General features: G+C 60.6%; 14 protein-coding genes. 12 read left to right on the top strand and 2 right to left on the bottom strand.

Annotated elements, in window-relative coordinates; genetic code table 11:
• Positions 1 to 2: 2 nt before the first annotated feature.
• The 5 genes from NYR50_RS21475 (at position 3) to panB (ending at position 5,545) form a co-directional block, all read left to right on the top strand.
• Positions 3 to 1,997, top strand: a complete 1,995-nt coding sequence (locus NYR50_RS21475; RefSeq protein WP_418138035.1) for an acetyl/propionyl/methylcrotonyl-CoA carboxylase subunit alpha — start codon at positions 3 to 5, stop codon at positions 1,995 to 1,997.
• 1 nt (position 1,998) lies between these two features.
• Positions 1,999 to 2,925, top strand: a complete 927-nt coding sequence (locus tag NYR50_RS21470; protein WP_174009972.1) for a hydroxymethylglutaryl-CoA lyase — start codon at positions 1,999 to 2,001, stop codon at positions 2,923 to 2,925.
• Positions 2,915 to 3,691 (top strand): enoyl-CoA hydratase-related protein, encoded by a 777-nt coding sequence (locus NYR50_RS21465; protein WP_174009973.1) that lies wholly within the window; start codon positions 2,915 to 2,917, stop codon positions 3,689 to 3,691. The genes NYR50_RS21470 and NYR50_RS21465 overlap by 11 nt, the downstream gene beginning before the upstream one ends.
• A gap of 139 nt (positions 3,692 to 3,830) precedes the next feature.
• Entirely contained in the window at positions 3,831 to 4,709 is an 879-nt protein-coding gene (gene panC, locus NYR50_RS21460; protein WP_418138034.1) for a pantoate--beta-alanine ligase, read from the top strand.
• Positions 4,706 to 5,545, top strand: a complete 840-nt coding sequence (panB, locus tag NYR50_RS21455; RefSeq protein ID WP_418138033.1) for a 3-methyl-2-oxobutanoate hydroxymethyltransferase — start codon at positions 4,706 to 4,708, stop codon at positions 5,543 to 5,545. The genes panC and panB overlap by 4 nt, the downstream gene beginning before the upstream one ends.
• Before the next feature lie 158 nt (positions 5,546 to 5,703).
• Here panB and rhaI read toward each other — a convergent pair whose 3' ends face one another.
• Positions 5,704 to 6,996, bottom strand: a complete 1,293-nt coding sequence (gene rhaI, locus NYR50_RS21450) for an L-rhamnose catabolism isomerase (RefSeq protein WP_174009976.1) — start codon at positions 6,994 to 6,996, stop codon at positions 5,704 to 5,706.
• A gap of 51 nt (positions 6,997 to 7,047) precedes the next feature.
• A complete protein-coding gene (locus NYR50_RS21445) occupies positions 7,048 to 9,144 on the bottom strand; it encodes a bifunctional rhamnulose-1-phosphate aldolase/short-chain dehydrogenase (protein ID WP_174009977.1) in 2,097 nt (698 codons plus the stop codon).
• A 200-nt stretch (positions 9,145 to 9,344) separates the two neighbouring features.
• On the opposite strand from NYR50_RS21445, the gene NYR50_RS21440 reads away from it, so the two are divergent.
• From NYR50_RS21440 to NYR50_RS21410, 7 genes are all read left to right on the top strand, one after another.
• Positions 9,345 to 10,175, top strand: a complete 831-nt coding sequence (locus NYR50_RS21440; RefSeq protein WP_010973082.1) for a DeoR/GlpR family DNA-binding transcription regulator — start codon at positions 9,345 to 9,347, stop codon at positions 10,173 to 10,175.
• A 47-nt stretch (positions 10,176 to 10,222) separates the two neighbouring features.
• Entirely contained in the window at positions 10,223 to 11,233 is a 1,011-nt protein-coding gene (gene rhaS, locus NYR50_RS21435; protein ID WP_418138032.1) for a rhamnose ABC transporter substrate-binding protein, read from the top strand.
• A 222-nt stretch (positions 11,234 to 11,455) separates the two neighbouring features.
• Positions 11,456 to 12,991 carry a sugar ABC transporter ATP-binding protein gene (locus NYR50_RS21430; RefSeq protein WP_174009979.1) on the top strand — a complete coding sequence of 512 codons (1,536 nt, stop codon included), beginning with the start codon at positions 11,456 to 11,458 and terminating at the stop codon, positions 12,989 to 12,991.
• 12 nt (positions 12,992 to 13,003) lie between these two features.
• Positions 13,004 to 14,005 carry an ABC transporter permease gene (locus NYR50_RS21425; protein WP_092771537.1) on the top strand — a complete coding sequence of 334 codons (1,002 nt, stop codon included), beginning with the start codon at positions 13,004 to 13,006 and terminating at the stop codon, positions 14,003 to 14,005.
• Positions 14,002 to 15,012, top strand: coding sequence for an ABC transporter permease (locus NYR50_RS21420; RefSeq protein ID WP_092771539.1), 1,011 nt, complete (start codon positions 14,002 to 14,004; stop codon positions 15,010 to 15,012). The genes NYR50_RS21425 and NYR50_RS21420 overlap by 4 nt, the downstream gene beginning before the upstream one ends.
• Positions 15,013 to 15,015: 3 nt before the next feature.
• Positions 15,016 to 15,339, top strand: coding sequence for an L-rhamnose mutarotase (gene rhaM, locus NYR50_RS21415; RefSeq protein WP_174009980.1), 324 nt, complete (start codon positions 15,016 to 15,018; stop codon positions 15,337 to 15,339).
• The gene (locus NYR50_RS21410; RefSeq protein ID WP_174009981.1) at positions 15,336 to 16,727 is read left to right on the top strand and encodes an FGGY-family carbohydrate kinase; all 1,392 of its coding nucleotides are present in this window, start codon (positions 15,336 to 15,338) and stop codon (positions 16,725 to 16,727) included. Before rhaM ends, NYR50_RS21410 begins: the two co-directional genes overlap by 4 nt.
• Positions 16,728 to 16,760 lie beyond the last annotated feature (33 nt).

Here is a 16,760-nt window from a genome sequence, read left to right as displayed (position 1 = left end):
CGATGTTCTCGAAAATACTGATCGCCAACAGGGGCGAAATCGCCTGCCGCATCATCCGCACCGCCAGCAGCATGGGTATCCGCACAGTTGCGGTCTATTCGGATGCCGACCGAAACGCCATGCATGTGGCGCTGGCCGACGAGGCCATCGCCATCGGCCCCGCACCGGCGCGCGCCTCCTATCTGGACGGCGAAAAGATCATCGCTGCCGCAAAGGCAAGCGGCGCGGAGGCCATCCATCCCGGCTATGGCTTTCTTTCCGAAAATGCCGGTTTCGCCGAAGCCTGTGCTTCTGCGGGCCTCGTTTTCATCGGCCCGCCACCAGACGCAATCCGCGCCATGGGCGGCAAAAGCGAGGCGAAGGCGCTGATGGCAACGGCGGGCGTTCCCATCGTTCCGGGTTATCACGGCGATGAACAGGCCGAGAAACGACTGGCAAGCGAGGCGGACCAGATCGGTTACCCGGTACTGCTGAAAGCTTCGGCAGGCGGCGGCGGCAAGGGCATGCGCGTCGTCCGGCAGAAGCACGACTTTGCTGCGGAGCTTGCCGGCGCCAAACGCGAAGCACTGGCCGCCTTCGGCAATGACCGCATGCTGATCGAAAAATACCTCGAGCGGCCGCGCCATGTGGAAGTGCAGGTCTTTGCCGATGGCCATGGCAATTGTGTTTCGCTTTTTGAACGCGACTGCTCGATCCAGCGCCGCCACCAGAAGGTGATAGAGGAAGCCCCCGCCCCCGGCCTGCCCGATGACTTGCGGCAACGCATGTATGACGCGGCAACCGCCGCCGCCCGCGCCATCGATTATCGCGGCGCGGGAACGGTGGAATTCCTCCTCGATCCATCCGGCGACTTCTATTTCATGGAAATGAACACGCGCCTTCAGGTCGAGCATCCGGTGACGGAATATATTACCGGTCTCGATCTGGTCGAATGGCAGCTGCGTGTTGCGAATGGAGAAGCCCTGCCTAAAGACTGGGCCGATCTCCGCATCAACGGCCATGCCATCGAGGCGCGCATTTACGCCGAAGACCCGGCGAATGATTTTCTGCCGTCGATTGGCACGATCAGCCATCTCGTCTTTCCCGATGAAGGTCCTCACCTCAGGATCGACAGCGGCATCAGCGCCGGCGACGCCATCACCGTGCATTACGATCCGATGATCGCCAAGCTGATCGTCTGGGATCATGACCGAGCTGCCGCCGTGCGGCGTCTAAAGGCGGCGCTTGAGAAGCTGGCGATTTGCGGCGTCACCAGCAATGCTGCCTTTCTGACCCGGCTCGCGGGGCTCGACGCTTTCGCCGCCGCCGATCTGGATACCGGCTTTATCGCGCGCAACGAGGCAGACCTTTTTGCTCCGGAGGCCGTGGGCGACAATGAGATTGCACTAGCGGCACTCGGCCTTCTTCTCAGCCGTAAAAATGCAAGCATCAAGCTACGAGCGCAGGCCGACCCTCATAGTCCCTGGAATACCGCCAACGCCTTCCGACTGAATGCGCCGGCGCGGGAGACGCTGCATTTCACCATGCAGAACCGGCCGATCGACCTTGGCGTAGCCCATGAGGCAAACAGCTTTTCGCTGGAGATGGGCGGACACACGATCCGCGCTTATGGCGACCTCTCAGACAACGGCCGCTTTCACGCGACCATCAACGACAGGACATGGCAAAGCTATTTCTTTGCAGAGAGTGACAGCTACACGCTTTTTCTGCACGGCGAACACTATCGCATCAGCCAGCCAGACCCGGTCGATATCGCGGATTCGTCTAGCCATACGGGTGGTCTGGAGGCGCCCATGCCGGGCGTCATCCGCGCCGTGCTCAGCCAGAGCGGCGCGGCCGTCGAAACCGGTGATGCACTTGTGGTGATGGAAGCGATGAAGATGGAGCATACCATCCGCGCCCCTGCGAAAGGCATCGTCACCGCCATCAACTGCGCCGAAGGCGACATGGTGGCCGCCGGTGCGGTGCTAGTGGATTTCGAGCCGGAGGACGCCTGATATGGGCTGGCCTCGCAACGTGAAGATCGTTGAGGTGGGTGCGCGTGACGGTCTGCAGAACGAAAGCGCCGAGGTCTCCACCGCCATCAAGATCGAACTGATCGAGCGGCTCGCCGCAGCCGGTTTGCCTGCAGTCGAGGCGGGCGCTTTCGTATCTCCCCGGAAAGTGCCGCAAATGGCAGGTTCGAAAGAGGTGTTTCAGGGCCTTAGACGACGGCCCGGAACTGCCTATCCAGCGCTTGTTCCCAATATGAAAGGTTTCGAAGCGGCCATCGAGGCCGGCGTGACGGAAATCGCCGTTTTTGTTTCCGCCTCGGAAGGCTTCAGCCAGCACAATATCGGCTGCTCGCAAGCTGAAAGCCTCGAGCGCCTGCGCGATGTCGCGGAGGCTGCCGCCAGCCGGAATATTCGCATGCGCGGTTACGTCTCCTGCATTGCCGGTTGTCCCTACGACGGAGCGGTCGCGCCCGATGACGTGGCGGCGATGGCCGAGGCGCTTGTGGCCCTCGGCTGCTATGAAATCTCGCTCGGCGATACAATCGGCGTCGGCACGGCCGGCCAGATTCGCAATGTCGTGGAACGCGTGGCGACCGGCATTCCGCGCGAGCAAATTGCCATGCATTTCCATGATACCTATGGGCAGGGCATCGCCAATGTTCTGGCCTCGCTTCAGGAAGGCATAAGCGTTTTCGACAGCTCCGTTGCAGGGCTGGGTGGTTGTCCCTTTGCGCCCGGAGCGAGCGGCAATGTCGCCACGGAGGATGTCGTTTACCTGCTGCAAGGACTTGGTATCGAAACCGGTGTTGACCTGATGGGGGTGGCGAAGACCGGTGAGTGGATCAGCCGGCATCTCGGCAGGCCGAATGCGGCGCGCGCGGGAAAAGCGCTGCTTGCCGCAAAACAGGAGGGAGACATGCATGGCGGATGAACTGCTGCACGAGAGGCGCCAAGATGTTCTGTGGCTGACACTCAACCGGCCCGAGGTTCACAACGCCCTCAATGCCGCGATGACGGAGGCACTCACGGATGCGATCCGCGCTGCGTCCGGCGATGGCAGCCTTCGCGCCGTGGTGATAACGGCAGCCGGAGACCGCAGCTTCTGTTCGGGAGCCGACCTGAAGGAAAGTGCCGGCGGCATGTTCCTGTCGCGCAACGGCACGAACCCCATTGCCGACGTGATGCGCGCGATAGAGAGCTGCGACAAACCCGTCATTGCCCGCATCAATGGCCGGGTTCTGGCCGGCGGGCTCGGCCTCGTCGCCACCTGCGATCTTGCCTATGCCGCCGATCATGCCGAATTCGGCCTGCCTGAGGTGCGGGTCGGGCTTTTCCCGGCCATGGTGGCGGCAAAGCTGCTGGCAAAAATACCCCTGGGCGGGCTTCAGGAAATGGCCTATCTCGGCCAGCCGATAAGCGCTGCGGAGGCAATACGTCTATGCCTCGTCAATCGCACCGCGCCCCTGGCTGAACTCGACGGCCTGATCGAAGAGGTTCTCGCAAAGCTGCGGCAGAACGCGCCGGGCGCCATCGCCGCCGGAAAGGCGGCCTTGCTGGCGATGCGCGACATGCCACCGGATGAACGGCTTGCCTTTGCCGAAGGCGCCATCGCTGCCATCAGCGGCAGCGATGAAGCGCGCGAAGGGCGGCAGGCTTTTGCAGAAAAGCGCCCGCCTGTATGGGCCGGCAGGTCCTGAAACGCCGCGCTTCGCAGCGGCAGCGCCGCTTCGGCTGTTAATCGATATAATGCCCGCGGCCGCGTTGACCCCGTTCAGCAAATCGCGTTCTATCCAGCACCTTTCGCCGGATGGTGATCGGGCAGCCGGAGGAGACCCCATGCGCCTTGTAAAAACCGTCGCCGAATTGCGGGATGCGATCGCTGCCTTTCGCCGCGCCGGCAAAACCATCGGCTTCGTGCCGACCATGGGTTTTCTGCATATCGGCCATCTGACATTGGTTGCCAGAGCCAAAACGGAAAACGACGCGACGGTGGTTTCCATCTTCGTCAATCCTCTGCAATTCGGCGCGAATGAGGATCTGGCGCGCTACCCGCGCGATCTTGCCCGTGACAGCGCGCTTTTGCAGGAAGCCGGCGTCGATATTCTGTTCGCTCCTGACGTTACGGAGATGTATCCGCGCCCGATGCAGACGGTGGTGGATGTGCCTGAACTGGGCAGCCAGCTGGAAGGCGCGGTGCGGCCGGGGCATTTTGCCGGCGTTACCACCGTCGTGACCAAGCTTTTTAACCTCGTCCAGCCGGACGCGGCCTATTTCGGCGAAAAGGATTATCAGCAGGTGACGCTGATCCGCCGCATGGTCGATGACCTTGCTCAGCCAGTGCGAGTCGTTCCCGTCGCCACGGTGCGCGAGGCCGACGGGCTCGCCTGCTCCTCGCGTAATGTCTATCTAAGCCCCGAGCAACGCGCTGCCGCCGTGATCGTGCCGCGCGCACTGGACGAGGCGGAACGGCTTTATGCTGAAGGCGTCGATGACCCGGCAGCCTTTGAAGCGGCGATAGAAAAGTTCATCGCAGCCGAGCCGCTGGCTTCACCCGAGGTCGTTGCGGTGCGCGATCCCGATACGCTGGCACCCGTTGCCTCCCTGCAGGCCGGGCCTGTGCTGGTCGCACTGTTCGTGCGCTTTGGCAGCACGCGGCTTCTCGAGAACCGCGTCATCGGCCGTGAAAAACCCGCGAAACAGGAGTCCGCCCGATGAGCGCCCATGCAAAACAAAAGCGGCTGACGACAGCTTCCATCCGGCAGATGAAGGGCGAGGCGCGCATCGTCTGCCTCACCGCCTATACGACACCGATTGCCCGGCTGCTCGATCCGCATTGCGACCTTTTGCTCGTGGGGGATTCCCTCGGCATGGTGCTTTACGGCATGGATACGACTGTTGGTGTGACGCTGGATATGATGATCGCCCATGGCCGCGCCGTCATGCGCGGCGTCGAACGTGCCTGCGTCATCGTCGATCTTCCCTTCGGCACCTATCAGGAATCCAGGGAACAGGCATTCCGCAACGCCGTGCGGGTGATGCAGGAGACCGGCTGTGATGGCGTGAAGCTGGAAGGTGGCGAAGAAATGGCCGAAACCATTGCCTTTCTGGTCGCGCGCGGCATTCCCGTCTTCGGCCATGTCGGGCTGATGCCGCAACTGGTCCACACCGCCGGCGGCTTCCGCTCGCTCGGCCATTCGGATGCGGAAACGCAAAAAATCTGGCGCGATGCAATTACGGTCGATCAGGCCGGCGCTTTCGCCATCGTCGTGGAAGGCACCGTCGAGCCGCTTGCCCGCGAATTGGCGGAAAAACTCTCCGTCCCCACTATCGGCATCGGCGCATCGCCGGCCTGCGACGGGCAGGTGCTGGTTTCCGACGACATGCTCGGCCTGTTTTCAGACTTCAAACCGAAATTCGTCAAACGATATGCCGATCTCGGCACGGCGGCTTCGCAAGCGGCCGCGGCTTATGCAGATGAGGTGCGCTCCGGTGCGTTTCCGGGGCCGGAGCATACGTTTCAGGTGCGCCGGCAATCGCCTTCGGGGAAGTGAAACTCTATTTCCGTCATGCCGGACTTGATCCGGCATCCAGCCACGGCGCGTCTGCGCCGTGAAAGACTCTTACGCGATCAAGGACTTGATCGCACTGGACCCCGGATCAAGTCCGGGGTGACGGGTATGAGGGGTGTCTCCCCAAAAAAACATCGACCCTACACAATACCGCCGCTACCGCCAACCGAAGCCGGGCGTTCCGCCGCCACACGCTTTCGATAACCGCTCGCCCGGTAAGTCGCAATGGGATCAATCGCGCCCCCAGCCAATTGCCGGGCCTGCGCTAGAATCGCCTCCACATCGGTACGATAAGCCCGCTTCAGCATATCTGACGCCATCAGAGCGTCATTATCCTGCTGATAGCCATCGAGAGCGGCGCGATCCACCAGCAGCGCCTGCGCATAGGCGCGGCGGATTTCATTGGCGCTGGAGATCAGGCTTTCAATCGGGTCGGTCACATTATGCGACTGATCGATCATATGGGCGGGATGGAAACCCTTCACGCCGCGATATTCGGCATCAACCAGCTCGTTGAAAACGAGGAACAGGCGGTAGGGCTCGATCGAGCCTGCATCCAGATCGTCATCGCCATATTTGCTGTCATTGAAGTGGAAACCGCCGAGCTTGCCGAACTGGATGAGCCGGGCGACGATCATCTCGATATTGGTGTTGGGCGCATGATGGCCGAGATCGACGAGGCAGAAGGCCTTTTCACCGAGCGTGTTGGCAATGAGGTAATTGGTCCCCCAGTCCTGCACGACGGTGGAATAGAAGGCCGGCTCATACATCTTGTGTTCGGAAAAGATGCGCCAGTCATCCGGCAACGCCTTGTAGATATCGGCCATGCCGGCGAGATAACGCTCGAAGCTTCTGGTGAAATTGCTCTGGCCGGGGAAATTGGAACCGTCACCCACCCACACCGTCAGCGCCTTCGAACCGATGGCGTTGCCGATCTCGATACATTCGATATTGTGCTCAACAGCCTGCTGGCGCGTGGCGGCATCAGTGTGGCTGAGCGAGCCGTATTTGTAGGAATGGTTCTGGCCGGGCGCATCCGAAAAGGTGTTGGAATTCATGGCGTCGAAACCGAGACCCAGCGCATCGGCATGGGCCTTCAGCCGCTTCGGATCTTGCCTGTCCCACGGAATATGCAGGGAGACATTGGGGGTGGCGCGCGTCAGCTGGTTGATGACAGCGCAATCATCCAGCTTGTCGAAAATGCCGCGTGGCTCACCCGCGCCCGGAAAGCGGGCAAAACGCGTGCCGCCTGTGCCGACGCCCCAGGACGGCACCGCGACGAAAAATTCCGCCACCTTGGCCGTAACGGCGTCAATGTCGATGTTGCGGCGCGCCAGCTGGTTGCCCAGCGCCTGATAATCGTCTTTCTGTGCGCCGGCGCGCTTTTCGTTTTCAGCCGCGATCACATCGGCGGCGATTTTCGTCTCGGTCATCTCTTCCTCCCCGGTCATCACGGCGGTGCACCCGCCTGTCACCGTCCCCAATTATCGCGTAAAACTCTGCGCATTACCGGCATCGACATTGATGATGTTGCCGGTCGACTTGGCCGAAGCATCGGATGCCAGGAAGTAGATCGCCTCGGCGATGTCTTCCGGAAACACGTTGAGCTTGAGCATCGAACGCTTGCGGTAATGTTCCTCCAGATCGGTCACCTCGATCTTGGACGACGCCGCACGCTGCTCACGCCATTCGCCATTCCAGATTTTCGAACCGCGCAGCACGGCATCGGGATTGACGGTGTTCACGCGAATACCGGCCTCCGCCCCTTCGAGCGCAAGGCAACGGGCAAGATGAATTTCCGCAGCCTTGGCCGTGCAATAGGCCGATGCATTGGGCGAAGAAGCAAGGCCGTTCTTGGAGGCGACAAACACGACGTTACCGCCGAGATTCTGGCGCCGCAGAAGCCGGAATGCTTCTCGTGACACGAGGAAATAGCCCGTGGCGAGAATGTCGATATTCTTGTTCCACATGGCAAGCGTCGTCTCTTCCACCGGCGCGGAGGAAGCGATGCCGGCATTGGAGACCAGAATATCCACGCCGCCGAATTCCACGCTCGCTTCCGTGAAGGCGGAAATGACCGCATCTTCCTGCGTTACATCAAGCTTGACGGTGCGCACGGCATCGCCGCTGTAACGCTTGACGAAATCGCCCTTGGCAGCTTCCAGCGCCGCCTCGTCAATATCCGCCAGCACAACGCAAGCGCCCTCACCCGCCAGCCGTTCCGCCGTTGCCCGGCCGATGCCGCCGGCACCGCCGGTGACAAAGGCAACACGGCCGGCAAGGCTTTTTGGCTTCGGCATGCGCTGCAGCTTTGCTTCTTCCAACAGCCAATATTCGATATCGAAGGCTTCCTGCTCAGGCAGGCCCTGATATTCGGACACGGTGGATGCACCACGCATGACGTTGATGGCGTTGACATAAAACTCGCCAGCGATGCGGGCCGTCGCCTTATCCTTGGCAAAGGACAACATGCCAACGCCAGGGATCAGGAAAATCACCGGGTTTGGATCGCGCATCTTCGGCGAGTTATCGTGGCGGCAGGCTTCGTAATAGCGGCTGTAGTCGGCGCGGTAAGCCTCAAGCGCTTTGTCCAGACCCGCCGTCAGCGCGTCCACATCGGGTTTCGCGGTATCGAGATCGAGAATCAGAGGCCGGATTTTGGTGCGCAGAAAATGGTCCGGGCAGGATGTGCCGAGGCTCCCAAGCGGCTTCAGGTCCTTCGAATTGACGAATTCCAGAACCGCGTCCTGATCGTCGAAATGACCGAGCTTGCGCTCCTCGCGGCCGATGCGGCCACGAATTTCCGGCATCAGCCGGGCGGCGATGGCGCGGCGTTCGGCCACCGGCAGGCTTTTGGCCACGGCACCGCCGAAGACCGTCTTGCCTTCGGTCTCAGCCGCAAACCATTCGATCGCCTTGTTGATGATGGCGAGCGTCAGTTCGTAACATGCCTTGGCGTCGTTATCCCAGGTGAACAGGCCGTGGCTTTCCAGCACCACGCCCTTGGCCTTCGGATTGGCCTTGACGAAAGCCTCCAGATCGAGACCCAGCTGGAAACCCGGACGACGCCAGGGCAGCCAGCCGATGTCATCGCCAAAGATTTGCTGTGTCAGTTCTTTGGAGTTTTTCGAGGCGGCAATCGCGATGATCGCGTCCGGATGCATGTGGTCAACATGATCGAAAGGCACGAAACCATGCAGCGGCGTATCGATGGAGGCCGCGCGCGGGTTAAGGTTGAAGGTGCAGTGCGGCAAAAAGCCGACCATGCGGTCCTCATCTTCAACACCCTTGTAGATGCCCTTCAGCGCTTCCAGCTTTTCGAGATAAAGGGTGGCAAAGCCATCGAGCTTGATGGTGCCGACATCGCCGCCGGAGCCCTTCACCCACATCACCCGGACCTTTTCGCCAGTTAGCGGGTCAGTCTCGAGCACCTTTGCAGATGTGTTGCCGCCGCCGTAATTGGTGATGCGCTTGTCGGCACCCAGCAGATTGGAGCGATAAAGCAGCTTGCCGGGCTCATCGAGCGCCTGTGCGTAAGCGTCGTCCCAACGGCTTTCGAGAAGGCGGGATGTTCCCGTCATGTCTTCCTCCCAATATCTGTCTGTATTCGCGGAGCCGATCTCGGCCCGCCTCCTTTGATGGCAGGTATCGCGCATCCAAAAGCAGAATGTCAATCAAAAACGATCATAAATTTTCATGTTGCAGCGCGATATTGATTAATTTGATCGTTCTTGATTGACAACGTAAAGAGATTGCGAATAATCACAATCAGGAGGACCCCATGCACGAACGCGAACGCCATCGCATCATCTTGAGCGCCACGCAGGAAAAAGCTGTCGTGACGGTGCAGGATATTGCCGAACTGACGGATGCGTCCGAAGCGACGATCCGCAGGGATATTGCGTCTTTGCATGTTCAGGGAAAGTTGCGGCGCGTGCGCGGCGGAGCGGAAGCGGTTCATCCGCCGCAGCTCGGCAATCTCGCAGCCCGCCCGTTCCGCGTCTCCGAATCGGTCAATATCGACAAGAAACGCGCAATTGCGCGCAAGGCGGTTGATCTCTGCAATGATGGTGACGCGATCATCCTGAATGGCGGCACGACGACATTCCAGATGGTGCATTACATGGCGGCGCGACGGCTGCAGGTGATGACCAATTCTTTCGCCATCGCCGAACATCTGGTCAAACATTCCAAATGCAACGTCAATGTGCCGGGCGGCGCGATCTATCGCGATCAGAGCCTTATCCTGTCGCCTTTCGAAAACGACGCGATCCGCAATTTTTATGCGCGACGGATTTTTCTCGGGGCGCAGGGCGTGGGCGCGCTTGGCATCATGGAATCCGACGCACTGGTCATCCAGAGCGAACAGAAGCTGATGCGGCAGGCCGAGGAGCTGATCGTCATGGTCGATTCCTCGAAATTCAGAAAACGATCCAGCCTGATTTTATGCCCGCTCGAAAACGTCACGACCATCATTACCGATGACGGGATTTCGGACGAAGCGGCAAGGATGGTGGAAAATGCCGGCGTGGAATTGCTGATCGCCGGCGCGGTGGCGGCGGGAAAAACCGCCGGTCCGCCGGATGAGGAGAATTCTTCTTCAGTCGCTTGAGGAGCGCTGGAGGGAAAAACAAGGTTCAAAACGGGAGGAAAAGGGACATGAAACTTACACGCAGAACATTGACCAGCGTCTTGGCACTCAGCGCTGCTCTTTCTGTCGCAGGACTTGGCAGCATTGCCGAGGCTGCGGACGTCAAGATCGCACTGGTCGTCAAATCGCTCGGCAACGGCTTTTTCGAAGCCGCCAACAAGGGCGCGCAGGAAGCTGCCAAGGACCTCGGCGGTGTCGAGATCATCTATACCGGCCCGACCAGCACCACGGCGGAAGGCCAGATCGAAGTCATCAATTCGCTGATCGCACAGGGCGTCGATGCCATCGCCATTTCCGCCAACGACCCGGACGCCGTTGTTCCGGCGCTCAAGAAGGCCGCCCAGCGCGGCATCAAGGTCATTTCCTGGGATTCCGGCGTCGCACCTGAAGGCCGTATTCTTCAGCTTAACCCGTCCTCCAACGCGCTGATCGGCAAGATGTGCCTGCAGCTCGCGGCAGCCCATCTGGACGGCGGCAAGGGCGACTTCGCCATTCTTTCCGCCACCACCACCTCCACGAACCAGAATGTCTGGATCGGCGAGATGAAGAAGCAGCTGAAGGACTTCCCCGGCCTCAACCTCGTCACCACGGTTTACGGTGACGACCTGGCCGACAAGAGCTACCGCGAAGCGCAGGGCCTTCTCTCCTCGCAGCCGAACGTCAAGGTCATTGTCGCACCGACGACGGTTGGCGTTCTCGCCGCTTCGCAGGCCGTGAAGGATGCGGGCAAGATCGGCCAGGTCTTCGTGACGGGCCTTGGCCTGCCGTCTGAAATGGCCGGCGCCATCAAGTCGGGCGCGACCAAGGAATTCGCCATCTGGAACCCGATCGACCTCGGCTATTCCGCCACCCAGATCGCCTATCGCCTTGTGAAGGGCGAAGCCGATGGCAAGCCGGGCTCGGAAATCGAGGCAGGCCGCATGGGCAAGATCAAGGTTGTTGAAAACAGCGAAGCGGCCATGGCCGATCCGTTTATCTACGACGCGAAGAATATCGATCAGTTCTCGAAGATTTTCTGATCTTGATAATATCCGGCGGTGCGGAGGCTACCCCCCTCTGCCCTGCCGGGCATCTCCCCCACAAGGGTGGAGATCGATATGCGGCGGCCTCTCGGCCATCTCTAACGTTGCGAGTGAGCGAGCGTTTCTTCTGGCCGATCTCCCTCCTTGTGGGGGAGATGCCCGGCAGGGCAGAGGGGGGTGGCCCCGATCACTTCACTCAAAACTGACCGGTAAGACGGAATGATGCGTGCTGAAACCCAAACCATAAACATCTCACAGGCTTCCAGCGCCATGCCCATTCTGGAAATGCGCGGCATCAGCCAGATATTCCCCGGCGTGAAAGCGCTTGATGGCGTCGATATCGCGCTCTACCCCGGCAAGGTCGCCGCGCTGATCGGTGAGAACGGCGCGGGCAAATCCACGCTGGTCAAGATTCTCACGGGTATCTATCGCCCTAATGAGGGCGAAATCCTGCTGGATGGCAAAGCTGTGACCTTTCACGGTGCGCAAGATGCCATCGATGCCGGTGTCACCGCCATTCATCAGGAAACCGTGCTGTTCGACGAGCTTTCGGTCGGCGAAAACATTTTCCTCGGTCATGCGCCAAAAGGTCGTTTCGGCCTGATCGACTGGAAGACCATCAACGAGCGGGCCAAAATTCTGCTGGAACAGCTCGAAAGCACCATCGATCCTACCATCCGGTTGAAAGATCTTTCGATCGCCCAGCGCCATCTGGTGGCCATCGCCCGCGCGTTGTCGGTCGAGGCGCGCATCGTCATCATGGACGAACCGACAGCCGCGCTTTCCCGCAAGGAGATCGACGATCTCTTCCGCATCGTCGAGAACCTCAAGCGGCAGGGCAAGGCGATCCTCTTCATCAGCCACAAGTTCGATGAGGTCTATGAAATCGCCGAGAATTATGCCGTGTTCCGTGACGGAAGAATGGTTGGCGCCGGCACGCTTGCCACCACCCCGCAAGATGAAATCGTGCGGCTGATGGTTGGCCGCGACGTGACGAATGCCTTCCCGAAGCAGGCGGTCACCCTTGGTCCAACCGTCCTTTCGGTGCGTGATTATTCACACCAGACCGAATTCCGCGACATTTCCCTCGAGCTGCGCAAGGGTGAAATTCTCGGTCTTTACGGGCTGATCGGCGCCGGGCGCTCCGAACTCTGCCAGTCGCTGTTCGGCATCACCCGCCCGGCTTCGGGAGGGGTGACGCTGGATGGCCAGCCGCTCACCATCCGCTCACCGGAAGATGCGATCCGCGCCGGCATCGTATACGTGCCGGAAGAGCGTGGCCGCCACGGGCTGGCACTCGATATGCCGATCTATCAGAACATGTCGCTGCCCTCGCTCACCCGCACGTCGCGCAAGGGGTTTCTCGCTGCCGCCAATGAATTCGCGCTGGCGCGCAAATATGCCGCGCGGCTCGATCTGCGCGCTGCCGCGCTTTCGGTGCCCGTTGGCACGCTTTCGGGCGGCAATCAGCAAAAGGTGGTGATCGGTAAATGGCTGGCCACAAAGCCGAAGGTCATCATTCTCGACGAGCCGACCAAGGGCATCGATATCGGCTCCAAGGCCGCCGTGCATGGTTTCATCAGCGAGCTTGCGGCAGAGGGCCTGTCGATCATCATGATTTCATCCGAACTTCCCGAAATCCTCGGCATGTCCGACCGCGCCATCGTCATGCGCGAAGGCCTGATGGCGGGCCAGTTCGAACGCGCCGAATTTTCTCCGGAAAAGCTGGTGCGCGCTGCCACCGGCAATGCCTGAGAGGGGCAAAACATGCAACGTCTACTCAAAAATCGCGAATGGCTGCTGGCGGGTATCATCATCATCATGATTGCGGGCTTTGCCCTGCGCGCGCCCGGCTTCGCCCGGCCCGGCAATCTCGTCAATATCTTCAATGACACGTCCATCCTCATCATCCTGGCGCTAGGCCAGATGGCGGTCATTCTCACCAAATCCATCGACCTCTCCGTCGCCGCCAACCTCGCCTTTACCGGCATGGCGGTGGCGATGACCAATGCCGCCTTTCCGGGTGTCCCGCTGCCGCTGCTCATCGTCATGGCGGTCGGCATCGGCGCGTTTCTCGGCTCGCTCAACGGCATCCTCGTCTGGTGGCTCGGCATTCCGCCCATTGTCGTAACGCTCGGCACGCTCACCATCTATCGCGGCATGGCTTTCGTGCTCTCGGGCGGCGGCTGGGTGAATGCGCATCAGTTTTCGCCGACCTTCCTCAATGTGCCGCGCACGATGATCCTCGGCATGCCTGTTCTGTCCTGGGTCGCCATTCTCATCATCGCGGGAGCCTGGCTGGTGCTGACCCGCAGCTCCTTCGGCCGCTCCGCTTATGCCTCCGGCGGCAATCCGGGTGCCGCAGTCTATGCGGGCATCGATGTCGGCCGCACGCGCTTCTTCGCCTTCGTGCTCTCAGGCGCGCTGGCCGGTCTCGCCAGCTATCTCTGGGTGTCGCGTTACGCCGTTGCCTATGTGGACATCGCCGCCGGTTTCGAGCTGGACAGCGTCGCGGCCAATGTGATCGGCGGCATTTCGATTGCCGGCGGCATTGGCTCGGTGGCCGGTGCGGTGCTTGGCGCGCTGTTCCTCGGCGTCATCAAGAACGCGCTTCCCGTCATCGGCATCTCTCCCTTCGCGCAGATGGCGATATCAGGCGTGGTCATCGTGCTCGCCGTTGTCTTCAACGCCCGCGCTGAAGCCAGAAAAGGCCGTATCATCCTGCGTGACCGGGCCGCGGCAGACCATGGCAAGGAAGCATCCGCATGAGCACGAATTCCCAACCATCACAGGCACCGCGCGTCATTCCCGACAAACTCGGCACGCCGCTCAGCCGTATCATGGCCAGCTGGGAAGTATTGCTGCTTGGGGTCGCGATCCTCATCTTCATCGCCAATTCGCTCGCCTCGCCCTATTTCCTCAATGCCTGGAATCTCTCCGACGCGACCTTCAACTTCACCGAAAAGGCGATCATCGCCTTTGCCATGGCGCTTCTGATCATTGCCGGTGAAATCGACCTGTCGGTTGCCGCCATCATTGCGCTCGCCTCCACCGCCATGGGTGCGGCGGTGCAGATGGGGGTCGGCACATCAGGCCTCGTCGCCATCGGCATCGGCACCGGGCTTTTCTGCGGCGCCTTCAACGGATTTCTGGTCGCGGGGCTGAAACTACCCTCCATCGTCGTCACCATCGGCACGATGAGCCTGTTTCGCGGTATTTCCTATATGGTGCTGGGGGATCAGGCCTATGGCAAATATCCGGCGGATTTCGCCTATTTCGGCCAGGGCTACGTGTTCTGGGTGATCTCCTTCGAATTCGTGCTGTTCGTCATCATGGCCGTCCTCTTCGCCATTCTGCTGCACGCCACCAATTTCGGCCGGCAGGTCTATGTCATCGGCACAAACCCCTTCGCCGCCCGCTTTTCCGGCATTCCCGTCGAGCGCGTGAAGTTCATCCTCTTCCTGCTCACCGGCCTGATGAGCGGCATCGCCGCCGTCTGCCTCACCTCGCGGCTCGGCTCCACCCGCCCGTCAATCGCGCAGGGCTGGGAGCTTGAGGTGGTGACCATGGTGGTGCTGGGTGGCGTGTCTATCCTCGGCGGCTCCGGCACCATTGCGGGCGTCGTCATCGCTGCCTTCGTCATGGGTCTCGTCACTTTCGGTCTGGGGCTTCTGAATGTGCCCGGCATCGTCATGTCGATTTTCGTCGGCCTGCTGCTGATCATTACCATCGCCATCCCCATCGTCGTTCGCCGCCTTCGGGCCATGAGAGGCTGAGCCATGCCGGAACTCGAAAAACACGCCTTCAAGATGAAGCTCTTCGCCGGCAAGGAGGCCGAATACAAAAAGCGCCATGACGAGATATGGCCGGAGCTGGTGGCGCTGCTGCACGAGGCGGGTGTGAGCGACTACTCCATCCATCTCGACCCGGAAACCAACATTCTTTTCGGCGTGCTGACCCGGCCGAAGGTCCATGGCATGGCGGCTTTGCCTGAACATCCCGTGATGAAAAAATGGTGGGCGCATATGGCTGATATCATGGAGAGCAATCCCGACAACTCGCCCGTCGCAAAAGACCTGGTGACGGTGTTCCATCTGACATGAGCGACAGAATCAAACCGGGCCGCGTCGCGGTCATCGATATCGGCAAGACCAATGCCAAGGTGGTCGTCATCGACACCGGCAGCGGCGAGGAGATTGCTGCAGAGAAGCGGACGAACCCGGTTCTTCGCGATGGCCCCTACCCGCATTACGATGTGGAGATGCTCTGGAACTTCATTCTTGCCGCTCTTCAACGGTTTGGCCGCGAGCCGGGTTTCGATGCGATTTCCATCACCACCCATGGCGCTTCGGCAGCGCTTCTCGATGGAACCGGCGACCTCGCCATGCCGGTGCTCGATTACGAGCATAGCTACCCCGAACCGGTTCAGCAGGCCTATCGCGGCATCAGGCCCGATTTTGCCGAAACCGGCTCACCGCAACTTCCCGCGGGACTGAACCTCGGTGCGCAGATCCACTTTCAGAAAACCAACTTTCCAGACGATTTCGCCGAGGTGCGCAGCATCGTCACCTATCCGCAATATTGGGCGGGCCGGCTGACTGGGGTGCAGGCAACCGAAACGACATCGCTCGGGTGCCATACTGACCTGTGGAACCCGCGCCGGAAAAGCTTCTCGTCGCTGGTCGGGCGTCTTGGCATCGAGCACCTGATGGCACCTGTCCGCTCCGCTTTCGACGTGCTGGGTACTATCCGCCCATCACTGGCGCAGGAAACCGGGCTCTCACCCGATATGCCAGTCTATTGCGGCATCCACGATTCCAACGCGTCGCTCCTGCCGCATCTATTGCGCCGGGAGGGCGATTTTTCCGTCGTCTCCACCGGCACCTGGGTGGTGAATTTCGCCATTGGCGGCAAGGCGGATGCACTGGATCCCGCCCGCGACACGCTTTTGAATGTCGATGCTCTCGGGCGACCCGTTCCCTCCTCCCGCTTCATGGGCGGCAGGGAATATGAGATGCTGGCGCAGCAATTCGGAGCTGCGACGCCCCACGAAATCGAAGCCACGCTCAGTGGCGTTGTCGAGAAAGGGATGATGTTGCTGCCGAGCGTCGTCCGCGGCTCCGGCCCTTTTCCGGAAAGCGCATCACGCTGGATCGCGGATAGCGATGCAACAGGGGCGGAGCGACATGCGGCTGCCTCACTCTATCTCGCCCTGATGACGGAGCTCTGCCTTTCGCTCGTTGAGCGGAGAGGGCCGGTTGTCGTTGAGGGGCCTTTCGCCGGAAACACGCTGTATTTGAAGGCACTCGCCGCTTTCGCCGCAACCGACGTCATTGCTATGGAGGGGTCTACGGGAACCAGTGCGGGTGCCGCGCTCCTCACCGGGATAAAGCCGGTTGCCGGTCGCGAGCGACATTTCACAGCGGGGGATATGCCGGGCCTTACGTCTTATCGCGCCGCCTGGCAGAGCCATCTGACCTCATCCGCATAAAAATGCGGCCGAACAATCGGCCGCATTTCGGTT

The organism is Agrobacterium sp. El2ro-1b, from assembly GCF_048298475.1.
GTDB lineage: Bacteria > Pseudomonadota > Alphaproteobacteria > Rhizobiales > Rhizobiaceae > Agrobacterium > Agrobacterium fabrum.
Note: the sequence above shows the minus strand (reverse complement) of the source record. Positions and strands in the feature narration are given on the sequence as shown.